We start from the raw sequence: 14575 nt of genomic DNA on the forward strand, positions 1-14575 counted from the left end.
GATGACCGAGCAGGCCCATATTCGCCGGGAGGATCGGGACGGCATAGCCCTGGTCCTGGTCAACCGTCCGGCCCAGCGCAATTCGCTGCGCTACGAGTCGTGGACGCAACTGTCGGAGGCGCTGTCTGATCTCGGCGGCGCACGTGGGCTGGTGATTGCGGGTGAAGCCGGGTTCTTCAGCGCCGGCGGCGACCTGAAATCGGGGCCAGCGCACGGGGAAGGACCGATGGGTCCGGCAGGACGGGTTGAGCACGCGCATCACGTGATGATGCAGCTGCGACGGATTCCGGTGCCGACCATTGCGGCAGTGGAGGGAGCAGCGATCGGGCTCGGCTGGAGTCTCGCGCTGTCCTGCGATCTGATCGTTGCGGCCCGGGATTCGTTCTTCGCCGCGCCCTTCGTGGCTAGAGCGGTGGTGCCCGACGGCGGAATCGCTTGGCGGCTGACCCAGCAGCTGGGCCGTCATCGAGCGTCGTCGCTGCTTCTGCGGGGGAGCAGGGTGCCCGCTGAACAAGCCCATGAGTGGGGCCTGGTGACCGACGTCGCCGAGCCTGGTGGCGCTGTCGCTGCGGCTCTCGACATCGCGCGGGAGCTGGCCGAGGCGGACACCGGAGCAGTCGAGCTGACGAAGCGGCTCATCGCGTCGGTCGAAGAGCCGCATCTGGCTGCGTTCCAGCCCTTCGAACTGGCTGTCGCGACCGTCGCACAGCAGCGTTCAGCCGCCGCGTCGGGCCGTGCCCAATTCGGTCACCGCGGAAGTCCCAGTCCCGCAGTGGATATCAAGTCGCGCTGAATCTCGCTGGTGCCGCCTCCGATGGTGTGCAGCAGTGACAACAGCAGTCCCTCGGAGAAGTGTCCGTGCAGCAGCGCGTCGGGATCATCGGGCAGTAACGCGCCGGCGGGCCCGAGGATTTTGGCACCCAGCTGCCGCAGTTCCGCGGTGAGTTCAGAGTGATAGAGCTTCGACAGCGACGGTAACGCCGGATCCAGTGTGCCCGCCGCCTGCTGGCTGGCCACACGGTAGGACAGGGCGCGACCGACCTCGACGCGTTCCACCGCGCGAACCAATGCCAGCAGATTGGCGGGGTCGTCCAACGGGTCGAACGAAGTGCCGCGCGCAGCACGGCACCAGTCGATGAGCTCGTCGAGGTAGCGCTGCGCCTGGGCCGCTCGGGTCACGTTGGAACGCTCGGCCACCAGCAGCGCTTTCGCAACGGCCCAACCCTGCCCCTCGGCGCCCACCAGATTGGCGGCGGGCACGCGTACGCCGTCGAAGAACTCCTCGGCGAACGTCGGATAGCCGGTCAGCGAACGAATCGGCCTCCGGGTGATTCCGGGCGTTTCGAGGTCGACGAGAAAGAACGAGATCCCGGCCTGGCGCTTCTCACCCGGTGGTGAGGTACGCGCCAGCACGAAGATCCAGTCGGCCAGTACGCCGTTGCTGGTCCAGGTCTTCTGGCCGTCAAGGATGTAGACGTCGCCCTCTCGACGCGCCGTCATCCGCAGTGCGGCCAGGTCCGATCCCGCTTCGGGCTCCGAATAACCCTGCGCCCACATCCGCTCGCTTCGCGCAATCTTGGGCAGATGCTCTTCCTGCTGTTCGGGCGTGCCGAATTCGAAGAGCACGGGTGCGAGCATGTTGACACCGTTGGTGTTGACCAAAGGCGCTCCGGCGTAGGCGAGTTCCTCCCGGATGACCACCTGTTCGACGACTCCCAGCCCCGCCCCGCCGTAGCGGGTCGGCCAGTGCGGGACGAACCAGCCTTGGGTGTGCAGCTCCTGACAGAAGGCGACCGCACGCTGGTGAGCGTCTCGGGGAAGATAGTCGGGGTTGGCCGCAGTGCGCCGGAACTCCTCTGGCAGGTGCTCGGCGAGCCAGGTTCGCAGGCGCGTGCGCAGCTGCTCGACGTCGGATCCACCGCCGAACCGCACGATGGGATCGAGCGGCACGCTCAGACCCGGTCCGCGGGCTTTGCCGATCGCTTCATCAGCTCCGCCACGTAGTTCTGGAACTCCTTCGAGCCGGTCACGACCGCCTGCAGGTCGTTGCTGGCCTGTTGGTGTGTCCTAAAGCCCATGTTCTCCCACGCCCGCAGAATGCCGGCCTTGGTCGCCTGCAGGGTGATCAGCGGGGCCTTGGCGATCTTGGCCGCCAGCGCCTCAACTTCGGCTTCGAGCTGTTCTCGTGGCACCACCCGGTTCACCAGCCCGAACTCGAGGGCTTGGTCGGCAGTGATCTTCTGGGCGGTGTAGAGGTACTCAGCCGCGCGCTTGTAGTTCATGAACACCCAGGGCTCAAACATCGTCTCCGAGCCCGGGAGGCCGAACCCGGGCACCAGCGGCATCTGAAACCACGCATCGTCACTGCACACGGTGATCTCGGGAATCAACGCCCACGTGGTGCCGCCTCCGATGGCGTAGCCGTGTACCTGGGAGATGACCGGCTTGGGGAACTCCCAGAGCTTGAGGACGGGCCACAGAAACAGTTGCGCCGCGGAGCGCCAGACCTTGCCCGACGCGTCGAGCTCCGCCTTGAACTCCGGGTAGCTGCCTTCGGGGACATGGCCGGAACAGAATCCTTTGCCATTGGCCTTGATGATGACGACCTTGATGTCGTAGTCGTACTGGGCGTCGTCGAGCGCTTCGTTGACGCTGTGCACCATCTCGGATGTCTGAGCGTTGGCCCGGTCCGGGTTGTTGAGGATGATGCGCGCGATTGCACCGTCCTTCTCGTAGATGACGTGGTCCAACTCTCGCGTCTGCACCTCAAGCTCCTCCTCGCCGTCCCTTGGCCGCGTGCGAGAATGCTAGCGCACGCTAGTGCAATTAAACACATATTGTATTAGTGTCCCACGTGAGAGGACGGTGGCGCCGATGACGACGACGGAACTGCGTTGGGATCCTTTTGATCGCACCCTGCATGCGGAACCGTACTCCGTGTGGAAGCGGATGCGCGACGACGCACCGGTGTACTACAACCCGGAGTACGACTTCTACGCCCTCAGCAGGTTCGACGACGTCATGGCTGCGTCCCTGGACACCGAGTCCTTCTCGTCCGAACACGGCATCACCCTCGACATGATCACCGACGATCCCTGGGGTCCACCCAAGGCAATGATCATGATGGATCCGCCCGACCACACCTATATGCGGAAAATGGTCAACCGCACGTTTTTTCGGAGCCGAATCGCCCAACTGGAAGACCACATCCGCCAGTTGTGCCGTGGCTACCTGGACCGCTACGTCGGAGCGGACGGATTCGACTACGTTCGTGACTTCTCCGCCAAACTGCCGGTGATGGTGATCAGCTCGCTGCTCGGTTTCCCAGAGGAAGACCACGACGACCTGCGGGAGTGGTCCGACGCGCAGATCCATCGCGACGAAGGCAACCCCGAGCGCACGGCGGCCGGCGACGCGGCCTCGGCAAACCTGTTCGCCTACTACCGCAAGCAGATCGAGCTGCGGCGCAGCGTTTCCCAGTCGGACGTGGTCAGTGACCTGATGAACTCGGCTCTGGTCACCCCGAACGCCGCCACCCGCGGATTGGACGACGGGGAGTTGCTGGTGTTCATCGCGATGATCAACGTCGCCGGCAATGAAACAGTCGCGCGGCTCCTGGGGTGGGCCGCCCTGACGCTGGCCCGCAATCCAGACCAGCGCGCGAAGCTGGTCGAGGATCCCGGCTTGATCGGTGGCGCTGTGGAGGAACTGCTGCGCTACGACGCCCCCTCACCGATCCAGGGCCGTTTCACCTTGCGCGACGTCGGTTACCACGGAACGGTGATCCCAGCTGGGAAGAAGGTGGCACTGCTCACCGGCTCCGCCGGTCGCGACGAGCGTCAGTACGACCGCCCCGACGTCTTTGACGTGACGCGGACCGGCATTCGGCACATCAGCTTCGGGCACGGAGCCCATTTCTGCCTGGGCGCCGCGCTCGCCCGGCTGGAGGCCAGGGTGGCGCTCGAAGAGACCCTCAAGCGTTTCCCCCATTGGACCGTCGACGAGGCGAACGTGGCTTTCGTCCATACCAACTCGGTCCGCGGCCCGGCGAGCGTACCCATCGCGCCGTGATCCCGGGTCTTGCGGTCCGCAACGACGGCGCGGTCCGTTGGCTGGTGCTGGACCGGCCCGAAGCCGGCAACTCGGTGACCCGGGCGATGCAGCAGGGCTTGATCGACAATCTCGCTGCGGCCTCAAGTGACCCGGACATCCGGGCCGTGGTGTTCACCGCCAGCGGTGATCGGCACTTCTGCACGGGACCCAACCTGAGCGACCCGAACATGCGCCCGAGCCGGGAGCGGATCGCCGGCGATGCGGCACGAATCCTGCGTACCGGCTCACAGGCAGTGGTCTCGGCTCTGCTTGACTGCGAGAAGCCGGTGATCTGCGCGCTCAACGGTGTGGCCGCCGGCGTCGGCGCGAGCATGGTGCTGGCGTGCGACCTCGTCGTCGCGGTGCAGAGCGCACGGCTCCTCGAGATCTTCGTCCGACGGGGGCTGGCCCCGGATGGCGGTGCCGCCTACCTGCTCGCCCGCAAGCTTCCGTTCAATGTGGCCAAGCGGCTGATCCTGTTCGGCGAAGAGCTGTCGGCGGCAGAGGCACATCGGATCGGGCTGGTGAATGAGGTGGTCGCCGACGGAGCGGAACTCGAGACGCTGGTCACCGAATGGGCGGAGCGGCTGGCGGCTGGGCCTACCCGGGCGATCGCCGCGGCGAAACAGATGCTCAACCAGGCCCTCGATGTGGACAGGTCTGTCGCATTTCAGACCGAAGCCCTGCTGGTCGAACAGGTTGCGGGAACCGCTGACGTCGCCGAAGGGATGGCCGCATTCACACAGCGGCGGGATCCCCGATTCGACGGTCGCTGACATCTCGGATCGATGCGATGAGCACCCCTGCGGACCGTGCCCGACAAGCACCAGCCGGCAACGCACCGGTGGACTCGAGCTTGGTCGGCAAGGTCGTCACCATCACCGGCGCCAGCGGTGGGATCGGCCGCGTTCTGGCTCGCCGATTCGCCCAATGCGGTGCCCGCGTCGCTCTGGTGGCTCGACGCGCCGACGAACTCGCGATCACCGCGCAGGCGATCATCGATGACGGGGGAGCGGCTTCGGTGCATGCCGCTGACATCCGGGATGAGACGCAGTGCGTGCAGGTCGTCACCGATATTCACCGTCGCTGGGGGGCACTCGATGTGCTGGTGAACAACGCGGCCGTTCCGGGCATCGACGAACAGGTCAGTGAAGCGACCTCCGCAAACTGGCACAATGTGGTGGCCACCAATCTTCTCGCCCCGATGATTCTTTCTCGCGAGGCCCTGACTCAGGCGATGATTCCGGCGCGCAGCGGCAACATCCAGTTCGTCTCATCGGCAGCGGCGCGCCACATACAACCGCGAAAAGCGCACTATGCCGCCGCCAAGCTGGGGCTTTCCGCGCTGGCGCAGACGCTGGCAACCGAGGTCGGCGAATTCGGCATCCGGGTCAACACCCTGGTGCTCGGCAGTGTCGCCGGGGCACTCTTCGACAGTTACGTCGCGCGCCGGTCCGCTGAAGACGGCGTCGACGCCGGTGCGCTCCGTCAGCACCTGACCACGATGAACGGACTCCGCAGGCTGGTCGAACCCGAGGAGGTCGCCGAGGTTTCGATATGGCTGGCCTCGGCAGCGGCCTCGGCCATCACCGGCCAGGACATCGCGGTGACGGGCGGATAACCGGTGACCGGGATGCCTGAGTATCGCCTTCTCGCCGATGGTCTCGACTTTCCCGAAGGCCCGGTCGCGGCATCGGACGGCTCGGTCGTTGTGTCTGAGATGGCGGCAGGCCGCATCACCAAAGTGCTGGCCGACGGAACCAGGCGACTCGTGGCCGATGTCGGCGGGGGACCTAACGGAATCGGCCGGCTTCCAGACGGCGCACTCGTGGTCTGCCAGAACGGCGGATCCCGGTTCGGAATCGGATGGTGGCCCTACGACCTCGCCGGATCGGTGCAGATCTACCGCCCCGTCGGTCCCCCCGACGAGCTGGTCACCCCGTGTCTGCAGTTGGTCGACGCGAGCGGTTCGGTGCGTACCCTCACCGCCGAGTTTGTCGACGCCGGGGGAAGGACCATGCCGCTGGTGCGTCCCAGCGATGTGTGTGTCGACGACGTGGGAGGGTTCTACGTCACGGACGGGGGCACGACCCACGGGCGCAGTCGGACCCTGACCGGTCTGCTCTACGGGACAGTCGACGGAGCGCTGCACGAGGTGGTCTATCCGCTCGAGATGCCCAACGGCGTCGCGATCTCGCCCGACGGCTCGCGGGTTTACGTGGCCGAGACACGCACCCGCCGGGTGTGGGAGTTCGAACTGTCCGGGCCGGGACGCATCCGCGGCGGACGCGGTCTGGCCACCGTTGCCAGTGGCGGTCCGTTGAACGTCGGCGGAGCCGATGGACTCTGTGTCGCCCCCGACGGCACCATCGTGGTGGCGACGCTGGGCACCGGGGGTGTGACCGCATTCTCCCCGTCGGGGAATCTGCTGGGGAGCCTGCCGCTCGATGACCCCCTGACGACCAATGTCACCGTTGATCCCGACGGCGAGACGCTCTACGTCACGCTGGCGGGCTCAGGCCGGCTGGTGGCGATAGACGGTTGGCGATCCGAACTCACCCGCCCGCGGCCGTGAATGTCTGCCCACGCTTGACCGGCCCGCATCGCCGGCAGGAGGGTGACGCTCAGCCCTGCGGTTCCTTGTTCGCCATCTGCTGGGCCAGGTTCGCGACGAAGGCGCCATAGCCGACTCCACCGTGGTCCGACATCACTGCGTCGTAGTCGTACTCGGGCGGCTCGCCGTTGTTGGGCCGCCACCCCGCGTCCGCCGTACACGCCTTGAAGCCCTCTTCGGGAAAGGCGTACCAGCGGCGTGCGTTCAGTTCGACGATCTTGGCGGCCTCGTCGTCGGGCACCGTCGCCAGCATCTCCTCGGCCCGAGCCCGGCTCTTCGGCCAGAACGAGTCCGAGTGCGGGTAGTCGCACTCCCAGGTGATGTTGTCGATGCCGATCTGGTGCCGCATACCAATGCCGACCTCATCTTCGATGAAGCAGCCGCTGATGTTGCGGCGGAACAGCTCGGAAGGCGCAATCGTCGGATGAATGTTCTGGTAGTACTTGTGTTTGCGCCATACGTAGTCGGCACGCTCGATCAGGTAAGGCATCCAGCCGATGCCTCCTTCGGAGAACGCAACCTTGAGGTTGGGGTGCTTGTGGAAGACCGGTGAAAACACCAACTCGACGGCGGCGGCCATCGAGGTGGTTCCCATCAGCGTCACCATCACCGCGAACGGCGCCTCGGCGGCGGTTGACGGCGGCATGCCCCCGGAACCGAAGTGCATGACTGCGGTGATGTTGGTCTCCTCCAGTGCCGACCACACCGGATCCCAATGGCTGCTGTGGAAGCTGGGCAGACCCAGGTTCATGGGATTGTCGGGCAAGCCGAGTGCGCGACAGCCCTTGGCGGCGTTCCGCTCGATCTCAGCGACCATGAGGTCGACATCCCAGAGCGGGCTGATCATCATCGGGATAAACCGGGCAGGATCGGTTGCGCACCACTCGTCGAGAGAAAAGTCGTTCCACGCCTGAACGCTGAGCAGCGCCAGCTCCTTGTCCGTGCCCTCAAGGAACACCGTGCCGCAGAATCGCGGAAATGAGGGGAAGCACAAGGCTGCGTGGACGCCGTCGATGTCCATGTCGGCCAGCCGCGCCTTCGGGTCGTAGCAACCCGGGATCATGTCGTCATAGCGCACTGGATCGACACCGAACTCCTCGGGCGACTTTCCGGCGACGGCGTTGAGTCCGATGTTGGGATAACTGCGACCCTCGTATACCCACTGGTGCATGGGCGGCTTGCCCTCCCGCGGGAATTCAACGATGCGGGGTCCGTCTTGCTGATACTTTCTCGGCAGCCGGTCGGTCCAGACGTGGGGTGGCTCGATGAGGTGGTCGTCGACAGACAACAGCTTCATGGATGGTTGCAGCGGCATCGGCGAACCCTCTCGGAGTCGGCTAAGCTGACGGGCATACAGAACACTTGAACAGAATCTGCTTAGTTGATTATAGACGGCGAGAGGGCGAAGGGCGAATATGGACCCCAGTGAGCGCATTCCCCGAGATGACTGGGTCGACCAGGACCTCCTCACCCGCGCAGAGGCGTCGCAGAGACTGCTGGCCGAGATCGCCGAAGTCACTCGACGGATCGAGGCGGGGGAGGCCGACGAGTTGATGCGACGCCGACTGTCCGGGATGCACGAGGCGCTCAAGCACTACCGGGACAGCTAGATCGCCGGCGGGCCCGCCACGTCAGCGACGTGGCAGCCCCAGCACCCTCTGCGCCACAATGTTGCGCTGAATCTGAGCTGTGCCACCGTAGATGCCGGCGGCCCGTGACCAGACGTAGAGATCCCACTCCAGGCCCTCCGCCAGGACCGGGGCACTGCCACGCAGATCCATCATCGTGTGCCCGAACTTCTGATCCGCCCGGGCCATCAGCAGTTTGTCAACCGAACCTTCGGCACCCGGAAGTGCCCCACGGATGCGCTCCGTCAGCGAACGCTGGACCTTGACCTGCAGAGCCCGCAGTTCGGTGTAGGCCTCGCCGAGCCGCGCCCTGGCCGCGGGTGTGTCGGCTATCTTGCCGGTTCGCACATCGTCTTCGAGGGACCGCAGCTGCACGGTGAGGCGGCTGATCCAGTTGATGTCACTCGGACCGCGCTCATAGGCAAGCAACTGATTGGCGATCGACCAACCCTGGCCTCGTTCCCCGAGCAGGTTCTCGGCGGGCACCATGACATCGGTGAAGGCCACCTCGGCGAACTCGCGGTTGCGTGCTGCGTTGACGATGGGCCGCACGTCGATACCCGGACTCGACATCGGTACCAGCAGAACAGAGATTCCCGCGTGCTTGGCGGCATCGGGCTCGGTTCGGCACAACAGGAAGCACCAGTCCGCAACCGCGGCAAAGCTGGTCCAGATCTTGCGCCCGTTGATGCGAAACTGTTCCTGGCCGTCAACGTTAACGGCCTCGGCCCGGGTTGTCAGGCTGGCGAGATCCGACCCCGCCTCGGGTTCACTGAACCCCTGACACCATCGGACCGACCCGGACAACAGACCGGGAAGCAGGTCCGCCCGCTGCCGGTCGGTGCCGAACAGCAGCAGCGCGCCCGCGAGATGCCCGATGCCTTCGATCGGCGGCGCCTGGGCCCGACCGAGCTCATCGTTGAGAATCGCCTCGTAGATGGGGGACAACCCGTGACCGCCGCATTCGCGCGGAAACGACAACCCGATATAGCCGGCTTCATAGAGCGTGTGGTGCCAGGCGTTCGCCGCATCAGCACGCAGCGCGGGGTCGTCGGGCACAGTCGCCGCAGGGGCGTGCTGTTGCAACCACGCCCGCAGGCGTTCCCGGAAGGCGGCTTCGGGCGGGCTGTCGGTGAAGTCCATGATCCTCGCTACCCCAGGTCTCGATCGTTGAGCCGCAGGTCTGCGATCCCGGTGTACTGAACACTCTCATCGCCGAACAGGCGGCGATTCAGCAGGATTCGGCGAAGGCGCAGATGGGCCGGATGCTCCCAGGTGATCGAGATTCCGCCAAGGACCTGCATGGCGGTCTCCACCACTTCACGGCCGGCGACCGACGCGTAGGCCTTAGCCGTCCTGGCGGCCAGGAGAGCGTGCTTGGCAGGCAGGTGGTCGACTGCCCATGCGGCGTGCCACAGGCAACTGCGCGCACCCTCCAGTTGAACGAGCGAGTCGGCAAGCAGATGCTGAATCGCCTGAAAGCTGCCTATCCTGGTGTTGAACTGGACCCGCTCACCTGCGTATCGGACCGCTTCGTCGAGCGCCCCGGCCATCACGCCGACAAGATCGGCGCTGACCGCCGTCAGCGCCAGGGCGACAACGGCGGTCCACCGGTCGGGGGCAATCGGATCGCCCAGTTTGCGCGGCGAGTCGAGGTCGGCGGTGGTCAGCGAGACCAGCGACCGCGTGAGGTCGAGGTTGGCCCCACATGTGTCCAGGCCCGGAGGCAGCGCCGCGGTCATCAGGCGGTGCGCTTCGCCTTCTCGCACCGCGAAAAGTACATGCGTGGCACCGGCGGCGTCCAGAACGACACCGACGTCCTCTGGACCCGCGAAATCCGAAAGGTTCTCTGCCAGAACCGGAGCCGCACGCAGCGACCCCTCGGCGGTCAACTCGACCTCCTCCATCGCGCCCGCAGCGGCGAGCAACTCGGGAGCCAGTGCACCCTGGCCCAAAGCGGGTACCGCGCAAAGCCGGCGCGCCAGCTCCTCCAGAGTGACCGCCGTCTCCACACCGCTGGCGTCGAGTCCGCAGGACTGCGGCGATCGCAGCCCCGGCAGGCCGAGCTCGACGACGCGCCGCCATTGAGCATCGAGGCCAGAACCGCTGGGCACAGCATCGGCTGAAGTGATAGCCATGGAGTCGGCAAGCCGGGCAGTGGTATCGCGAAGCAGCTGCTGCTCGGCGGTGAGACCGATGAACATCAGAGCGGGGCCCTAGTCTTCGCGCAGGGTCAGAGCGACCTTGGGGCATAGGCTGACCGCGGAACGGACGACAGCCGAACGGTCTTCGGCAATGGTCTCGTACCGCACCACGGCGAGATCCCGATCGTCGAGCTCGAAGACGTCCGGTGCAATGCCGACACAGACCGCGTTGGATTCGCAGAGCTCGCGATCGACCTCTACTCGCACTCGGCGCCCCTTCCCGATGATCGGAGACAACATCTGCCATCATACTGAATGATGAGACGCAGATTGTTTAATTGTTACATCAGGAAGGTGGTCCATGACCAGGCTCCGTAACCGAAATGCGTTGGTCACCGGCGGCGCTCAGGGACTCGGCAGAGCGATCTCTCGACGGCTCGCCGCCGACGGCGCCCGGGTCACCATCGTGGACCTCAACGAGCAGAAGGCCGCCGAGTGCGTGGAGCTCATCGCACGCGAGGGCGGCACCGCGTCCTTTGTGAAGGCCAACGTCGCCAAACGTGAGGACATCGCCGCCGCGGTACAGGCAGCGGCCGCCGACGACGTGCTGCACATCCTGGTCAATGCGGCCCAGTACTTCGCGATGCCCAAGGCCCTGGAGCTGGTGTCGGACAAGGATTGGGAACTGTCCGAGGCGACGGGACCGAAGGCGACATTCCGTTTCATGCAGACTGCGCACCCGTTCCTCAAGGCGGCGGGCAACGCGTCGGTGATCAACTTCGTATCGGGCTCTGCACTGGCGGGCATCGCCTATACCGGCCCCTACTCCGCGGCCAAGGGGGCGATCGGCGCACTCACCAAGGTGGCGGCCAACGAGTGGGCCGCACACGGGATCAGGGTGAACGCGGTCTGCCCGTTCGCCTTGACCGATGTGCAACGGGACATGATCGGCACCGAGTGGGACAACTACACCCGCACCGCCGCCGGCTCGCCGATGAAGCGAGGTGCCGATCCCGACACCGAGATCGCCCCGGCGGTGGCGTTCCTGGCGAGCGACGACGCCGGCTTCGTCACGGGGACCGTCCTGCACATCGACGGTGGGATGACGGAGCTGTCCACGGTCGACTATTCCCAGTCACCGGGGGTATTTGAACGCCCCTGACCTGTTCGCGCACAACGTCAGCGCAGCGTCATCTCCACGCTGGTATAGCCGCGCACCGTAGCGGTCAACACCCGCTCATGTGCGCCGATCGTGTAGTTGGGGAACTTCTTGGCGATGTATTCGAACACCATTTGTGCCTCACGGCGGGCCAGCCACTGCCCAAGACAGATGTGCAGGCCCCAACCGAAGTAGACGTCGTTGCCGCGGGGCCGGTCGAGCAGGAAGCGGTCGGGTTCGTGGTACCGCCGCTCGTCCCGGTTTGCGCTGCCCAGCAGCAGCAGCACCCAATCGCCTTCCTGCATGGTCACGCCGTGCAGCTCGACCGGCTTGGTCAGCGTCCGCGCTACCCAGTGACTGGGCGTGTCATAGCGCAGCGCTTCGTTGACGGCGACGGGGACGAGGCTGTGGTCGGAACCCACGCTCTGCACGACGCGCCGCCATTGGTCTGGGTGATCGTGCATGGCGACCAAACCGTTGGAGATCAGCTTCTGCGTGGTCTCGGATCCGGCGGCTGAAAGCAGATTGCAGAACATCAGCACCTCGTGCGGTGTCAACGCTCGGTCCTCGCCGATCTCCGGATCGTGGAAGGTTGCCTGCAGGACGATGCTGATCAGATCGTCGCCGGGATCGCGGCGACGCAGCGCGATGAGGTCGCCGATATAGGAGCTGATCTTTCTGCTTGCCTCGATCGCGGCGGGGGGCATCGCCACCTGACCCTCGTCTCGCCTCAAGAACTCTTCCCACCAGACTCGCAACTGCTCGCGATCGTCGGCGGGCACCCCGAGGAGATCCCCGATCACGTCGGTGGGAACCGAGAAGGCAAAGGCCTCCATCGCATCGACGGTGGAGCCCGGCTTCAGTCGATCGAGGTGGTGGTTGACCACCGCCTGCAAGGAGGCCTCCATCGCGGCAACGGCCCGGGGCGTGAAGAAGCCCTTCAGCACGCCGCGGATGCGATCGTGACGGGGCGGGTCCATCGAGATGACCGAATACTTACGCCCGTTGTCGTCCGGATTCTCCGGCGCCGGACCCCTTTTGGACGAGAAGGTCTCCCAGTCCCGCAGTGCAGCGGAAACATCGGCGAATCGGGACAGCACCCACCAGCGCTCCTCGGGATCTCGGTATACCGGGGCTTCGTTGCGCAGCCGGCGATACACCGGGTACGGATCGTCGAAGACCGCCCGGGAAAAGGGCGAATAGCTCAACTCGCTGCAGGCCGGCACGTGCGAACCTTACCACCAGGTGTAACAGTGGAACAGATTCTGCCCAAGTGACTTACTGATTCCTGGGTGCGCGCTCGATGAGTTCGAGCAGGGTTCCGTCCGGGTCTGTCAGCATCATCCCCCGATTGCCGCCCGGGAAGACGGCAGTGCGACCGGTCAGCATGCGGCCGCCGTGTTCGACGATGCCGGCGGCGAGCGTATCGATATCGTCCACCCGGAACGAAAGATGGGTCAAACCTGTCGAGTTCATGGCACGGGGCTCGCCCGCACCGCTGACGGGAGGGTTGTGGTAGGCCAACAGCTCCAGCCGGAAGTCGCCGCGCTGTAGATAGACCAAGTCGAGATCGAGTCCATCCAGGGCGAGCAGCCGAGCGCTCTCGTCGTCGCTGACCCGCATCGACCCGACTTCAGCAAAGCCCAGTGCGGCGCAGTAGAACGTGACCGACCTCTGAAGATCACGAACGCAGAGTCCGATGTGTGTGACTCGATGTTGTGACGTCATCGGGCGAGGTCGTCCAGGAGGTCGGTGTGCTCGCCCAGTAGGGGGGCGCGTGTCGGCGCGGATGCCGGCGATGCCCCGAATCGGTAGGGGATGCCGGGATAGATCACGGTCCGCCCCAGTTCGGGGTGCGCCACCGGAACGTGCATGCCTCTGGCGATGGCATGCTCGTCATCGAAGGCTTCGTGTGGCGGCAGTATGGCGCCCGCGGGAAAGCCGCGCTGCTGGCTGGAGAGGAAGAACTCTTTGGCGGGAAGCCGGGAGGCGATCAGAACGATCGCGTCGCGGGCGGCACTCAGAATCGCGGTTACTTCGTCATCTTCTCCGATGGCGGCCAGATCCACGGGCTGGTCGCGCGCTGCGGCCAACTCCAGGAAATAGGACTCCGGCAGCTCCTCGGTCAGCCCGAGTTCCGAGAGCCAGTCGAGCAGGCGGGGGAATTCCGCCGGTTTGCGCGGGAGCACGCCCGTGGTCGCGTAATGCCCGTCAGCGCAGCGCACCTGGACCGGCGAGCTGGGAATCGGGTAGGCATGCCGGCCGGTCTGCCGCAGACAGACCGCTTGGTTGACCAACCAGTGGTAGGTGGTCTGTTCACAGGTGACATTGCAGGCGGCGGTGACGTTGACGTCGACCAGTTGACCGAATCCTGACTGATCGCGATGCCCCAGGGCGATCAGGGCGCCGATCGCGCCGTACATGCCACCGATATTCGTTGCCTGATCGCCGGAGCCGCGCATCGGTGCAATCGAGTGGTCGTCGTATCCGCAGTTCCACACCTGTCCGGCCCCGGCGAGCATGCTCAGGTCGGTCACCGGGTGGTCGGCGCGAGCACTGCCGATGCCGAAGGGGGTGATTGCCACCCAGATCAATCGGGGCTGCTGAGCGGCCAGCTGTGCATAGTTGACCGCATCTCCGGCCAGCCGATCGCCGCCGGCGATGACGACATCCACTCCGGCAATGAGACGGTGAAGCAGTTCCACTCCCGCCGCAGTGTCTAAATCGGCGGTGACGCTGCGTTTTCCGGCATTCCCCGACCACCAGCGCAGGCTGCGGTCAACACCGGGTGTGTCGTCGACGAACGGTGGACGGAATCGATGCGGGGATCCCGCGGGCGGTTCGAGCACGACGACGTCTGCCCCGAGTTCGGCCAATACCCGGCCGGCAACCGGGGTGAACTGGTCGCTGATCTCGATGACCCGCAGGTCGGTCAAAG

Annotated in this window: 16 protein-coding genes; 7 read left to right on the plus strand and 9 right to left on the minus strand. The window is 65.5% G+C overall.

Annotated elements, in window-relative coordinates:
• The first annotated feature begins 1 nt into the window (after position 1).
• On the plus strand, positions 2 to 793 hold the full coding sequence (locus LI92_RS00675) for an enoyl-CoA hydratase/isomerase family protein (RefSeq protein WP_046314941.1): 792 nt from the start codon (positions 2 to 4) through the stop codon (positions 791 to 793).
• On the opposite strand, the gene LI92_RS00680 is transcribed toward LI92_RS00675, so the two are convergent.
• Together LI92_RS00680 and LI92_RS00685 are read right to left on the minus strand one after the other, a co-directional pair.
• A complete protein-coding gene (locus LI92_RS00680) occupies positions 748 to 1950 on the minus strand; it encodes an acyl-CoA dehydrogenase family protein (protein WP_046314942.1) in 1203 nt (400 codons plus the stop codon). The two genes, LI92_RS00675 and LI92_RS00680, sit on opposite strands and share 46 nt — an antisense overlap.
• Positions 1951 to 1952: 2 nt before the next feature.
• A complete protein-coding gene (locus LI92_RS00685; protein ID WP_046314943.1) occupies positions 1953 to 2765 on the minus strand; it encodes an enoyl-CoA hydratase/isomerase family protein in 813 nt (270 codons plus the stop codon).
• Between the two features lie 109 nt (positions 2766 to 2874).
• On the opposite strand from LI92_RS00685, the gene LI92_RS00690 reads away from it, so the two are divergent.
• Genes LI92_RS00690 through LI92_RS00705 form a run of 4 tightly spaced genes read left to right on the plus strand, consistent with a single transcriptional unit; the run spans position 2875 to position 6667 of the window.
• Positions 2875 to 4071: a cytochrome P450 gene (locus LI92_RS00690; RefSeq protein WP_046314944.1), complete on the plus strand. Its 1197-nt coding sequence runs from the start codon at positions 2875 to 2877 to the stop codon at positions 4069 to 4071.
• Positions 4068 to 4868, plus strand: a complete 801-nt coding sequence (locus LI92_RS00695) for an enoyl-CoA hydratase/isomerase family protein (protein ID WP_286134763.1) — start codon at positions 4068 to 4070, stop codon at positions 4866 to 4868. The genes LI92_RS00690 and LI92_RS00695 overlap by 4 nt, the downstream gene beginning before the upstream one ends.
• 17 nt (positions 4869 to 4885) lie before the next feature.
• Complete coding sequence (locus tag LI92_RS00700) at positions 4886 to 5713, plus strand: SDR family NAD(P)-dependent oxidoreductase (protein ID WP_082109474.1); 828 nt, start codon at positions 4886 to 4888, stop codon at positions 5711 to 5713.
• Between the two features lie 12 nt (positions 5714 to 5725).
• The gene (locus LI92_RS00705) at positions 5726 to 6667 is read left to right on the plus strand and encodes an SMP-30/gluconolactonase/LRE family protein (protein WP_046314982.1); all 942 of its coding nucleotides are present in this window, start codon (positions 5726 to 5728) and stop codon (positions 6665 to 6667) included.
• A 49-nt stretch (positions 6668 to 6716) separates the two neighbouring features.
• On the opposite strand, the gene LI92_RS00710 is transcribed toward LI92_RS00705, so the two are convergent.
• Complete coding sequence (locus LI92_RS00710) at positions 6717 to 8021, minus strand: amidohydrolase family protein (protein ID WP_052740665.1); 1305 nt, start codon at positions 8019 to 8021, stop codon at positions 6717 to 6719.
• Positions 8022 to 8121: 100 nt separating this feature from the next.
• On the opposite strand from LI92_RS00710, the gene LI92_RS00715 reads away from it, so the two are divergent.
• Entirely contained in the window at positions 8122 to 8316 is a 195-nt protein-coding gene (locus tag LI92_RS00715) for a hypothetical protein (RefSeq protein WP_046314946.1), read from the plus strand.
• Between the two features lie 21 nt (positions 8317 to 8337).
• On the opposite strand, the gene LI92_RS00720 is transcribed toward LI92_RS00715, so the two are convergent.
• Genes LI92_RS00720 through LI92_RS00730 form a run of 3 tightly spaced genes read right to left on the minus strand, consistent with a single transcriptional unit; the run spans position 8338 to position 10745 of the window.
• A complete protein-coding gene (locus tag LI92_RS00720; protein WP_046314947.1) occupies positions 8338 to 9477 on the minus strand; it encodes an acyl-CoA dehydrogenase family protein in 1140 nt (379 codons plus the stop codon).
• Between the two features lie 8 nt (positions 9478 to 9485).
• Complete coding sequence (locus LI92_RS00725) at positions 9486 to 10538, minus strand: acyl-CoA dehydrogenase family protein (protein ID WP_046314948.1); 1053 nt, start codon at positions 10536 to 10538, stop codon at positions 9486 to 9488.
• Between the two features lie 12 nt (positions 10539 to 10550).
• Positions 10551 to 10745 carry a ferredoxin gene (locus tag LI92_RS00730; protein ID WP_046314949.1) on the minus strand — a complete coding sequence of 65 codons (195 nt, stop codon included), beginning with the start codon at positions 10743 to 10745 and terminating at the stop codon, positions 10551 to 10553.
• A gap of 94 nt (positions 10746 to 10839) precedes the next feature.
• On the opposite strand from LI92_RS00730, the gene LI92_RS00735 reads away from it, so the two are divergent.
• The gene (locus LI92_RS00735) at positions 10840 to 11640 is read left to right on the plus strand and encodes an SDR family NAD(P)-dependent oxidoreductase (RefSeq protein ID WP_046314950.1); all 801 of its coding nucleotides are present in this window, start codon (positions 10840 to 10842) and stop codon (positions 11638 to 11640) included.
• Between the two features lie 17 nt (positions 11641 to 11657).
• On the opposite strand, the gene LI92_RS00740 is transcribed toward LI92_RS00735, so the two are convergent.
• From LI92_RS00740 to LI92_RS00750, 3 genes are read right to left on the minus strand one after another with little or no spacing between them, the layout of a single operon-like run.
• On the minus strand, positions 11658 to 12863 hold the full coding sequence (locus tag LI92_RS00740) for a cytochrome P450 (protein WP_046314951.1): 1206 nt from the start codon (positions 12861 to 12863) through the stop codon (positions 11658 to 11660).
• 52 nt (positions 12864 to 12915) lie between these two features.
• Entirely contained in the window at positions 12916 to 13365 is a 450-nt protein-coding gene (locus LI92_RS00745; protein ID WP_046314952.1) for a VOC family protein, read from the minus strand.
• Positions 13362 to 14573 carry a CoA transferase gene (locus LI92_RS00750; protein WP_286134764.1) on the minus strand — a complete coding sequence of 404 codons (1212 nt, stop codon included), beginning with the start codon at positions 14571 to 14573 and terminating at the stop codon, positions 13362 to 13364. The genes LI92_RS00745 and LI92_RS00750 overlap by 4 nt, the downstream gene beginning before the upstream one ends.
• Between the last annotated feature and the right edge of the window lie 2 nt (positions 14574 to 14575).

This window comes from Mycobacterium sp. UM_Kg1 (assembly GCF_000972925.1).
Lineage (GTDB): Bacteria > Actinomycetota > Actinomycetes > Mycobacteriales > Mycobacteriaceae > Mycobacterium > Mycobacterium hiberniae.

Excerpts from the sequence above, each read along its gene's own strand:
- LI92_RS00675 (WP_046314941.1), top strand. The coding sequence starts at position 2 with ATGACCGAGCAGGCCCATATTCGCCGGGAGGATCGGGACGGCATAGCC.
- LI92_RS00690 (WP_046314944.1), top strand. The coding sequence starts at position 2,875 with ATGACGACGACGGAACTGCGTTGGGATCCTTTTGATCGCACCCTGCAT.
- LI92_RS00700 (WP_082109474.1), top strand. The coding sequence starts at position 4,886 with ATGAGCACCCCTGCGGACCGTGCCCGACAAGCACCAGCCGGCAACGCA.
- LI92_RS00705 (WP_046314982.1), top strand. The coding sequence starts at position 5,726 with ATGCCTGAGTATCGCCTTCTCGCCGATGGTCTCGACTTTCCCGAAGGC.
- LI92_RS00710 (WP_052740665.1), bottom strand. The coding sequence starts at position 8,021 with ATGCCGCTGCAACCATCCATGAAGCTGTTGTCTGTCGACGACCACCTC.
- LI92_RS00715 (WP_046314946.1), top strand. The coding sequence starts at position 8,122 with ATGGACCCCAGTGAGCGCATTCCCCGAGATGACTGGGTCGACCAGGAC.
- LI92_RS00720 (WP_046314947.1), bottom strand. The coding sequence starts at position 9,477 with ATGGACTTCACCGACAGCCCGCCCGAAGCCGCCTTCCGGGAACGCCTG.
- LI92_RS00725 (WP_046314948.1), bottom strand. The coding sequence starts at position 10,538 with ATGTTCATCGGTCTCACCGCCGAGCAGCAGCTGCTTCGCGATACCACT.
- LI92_RS00735 (WP_046314950.1), top strand. The coding sequence starts at position 10,840 with ATGACCAGGCTCCGTAACCGAAATGCGTTGGTCACCGGCGGCGCTCAG.
- LI92_RS00745 (WP_046314952.1), bottom strand. The coding sequence starts at position 13,365 with ATGACGTCACAACATCGAGTCACACACATCGGACTCTGCGTTCGTGAT.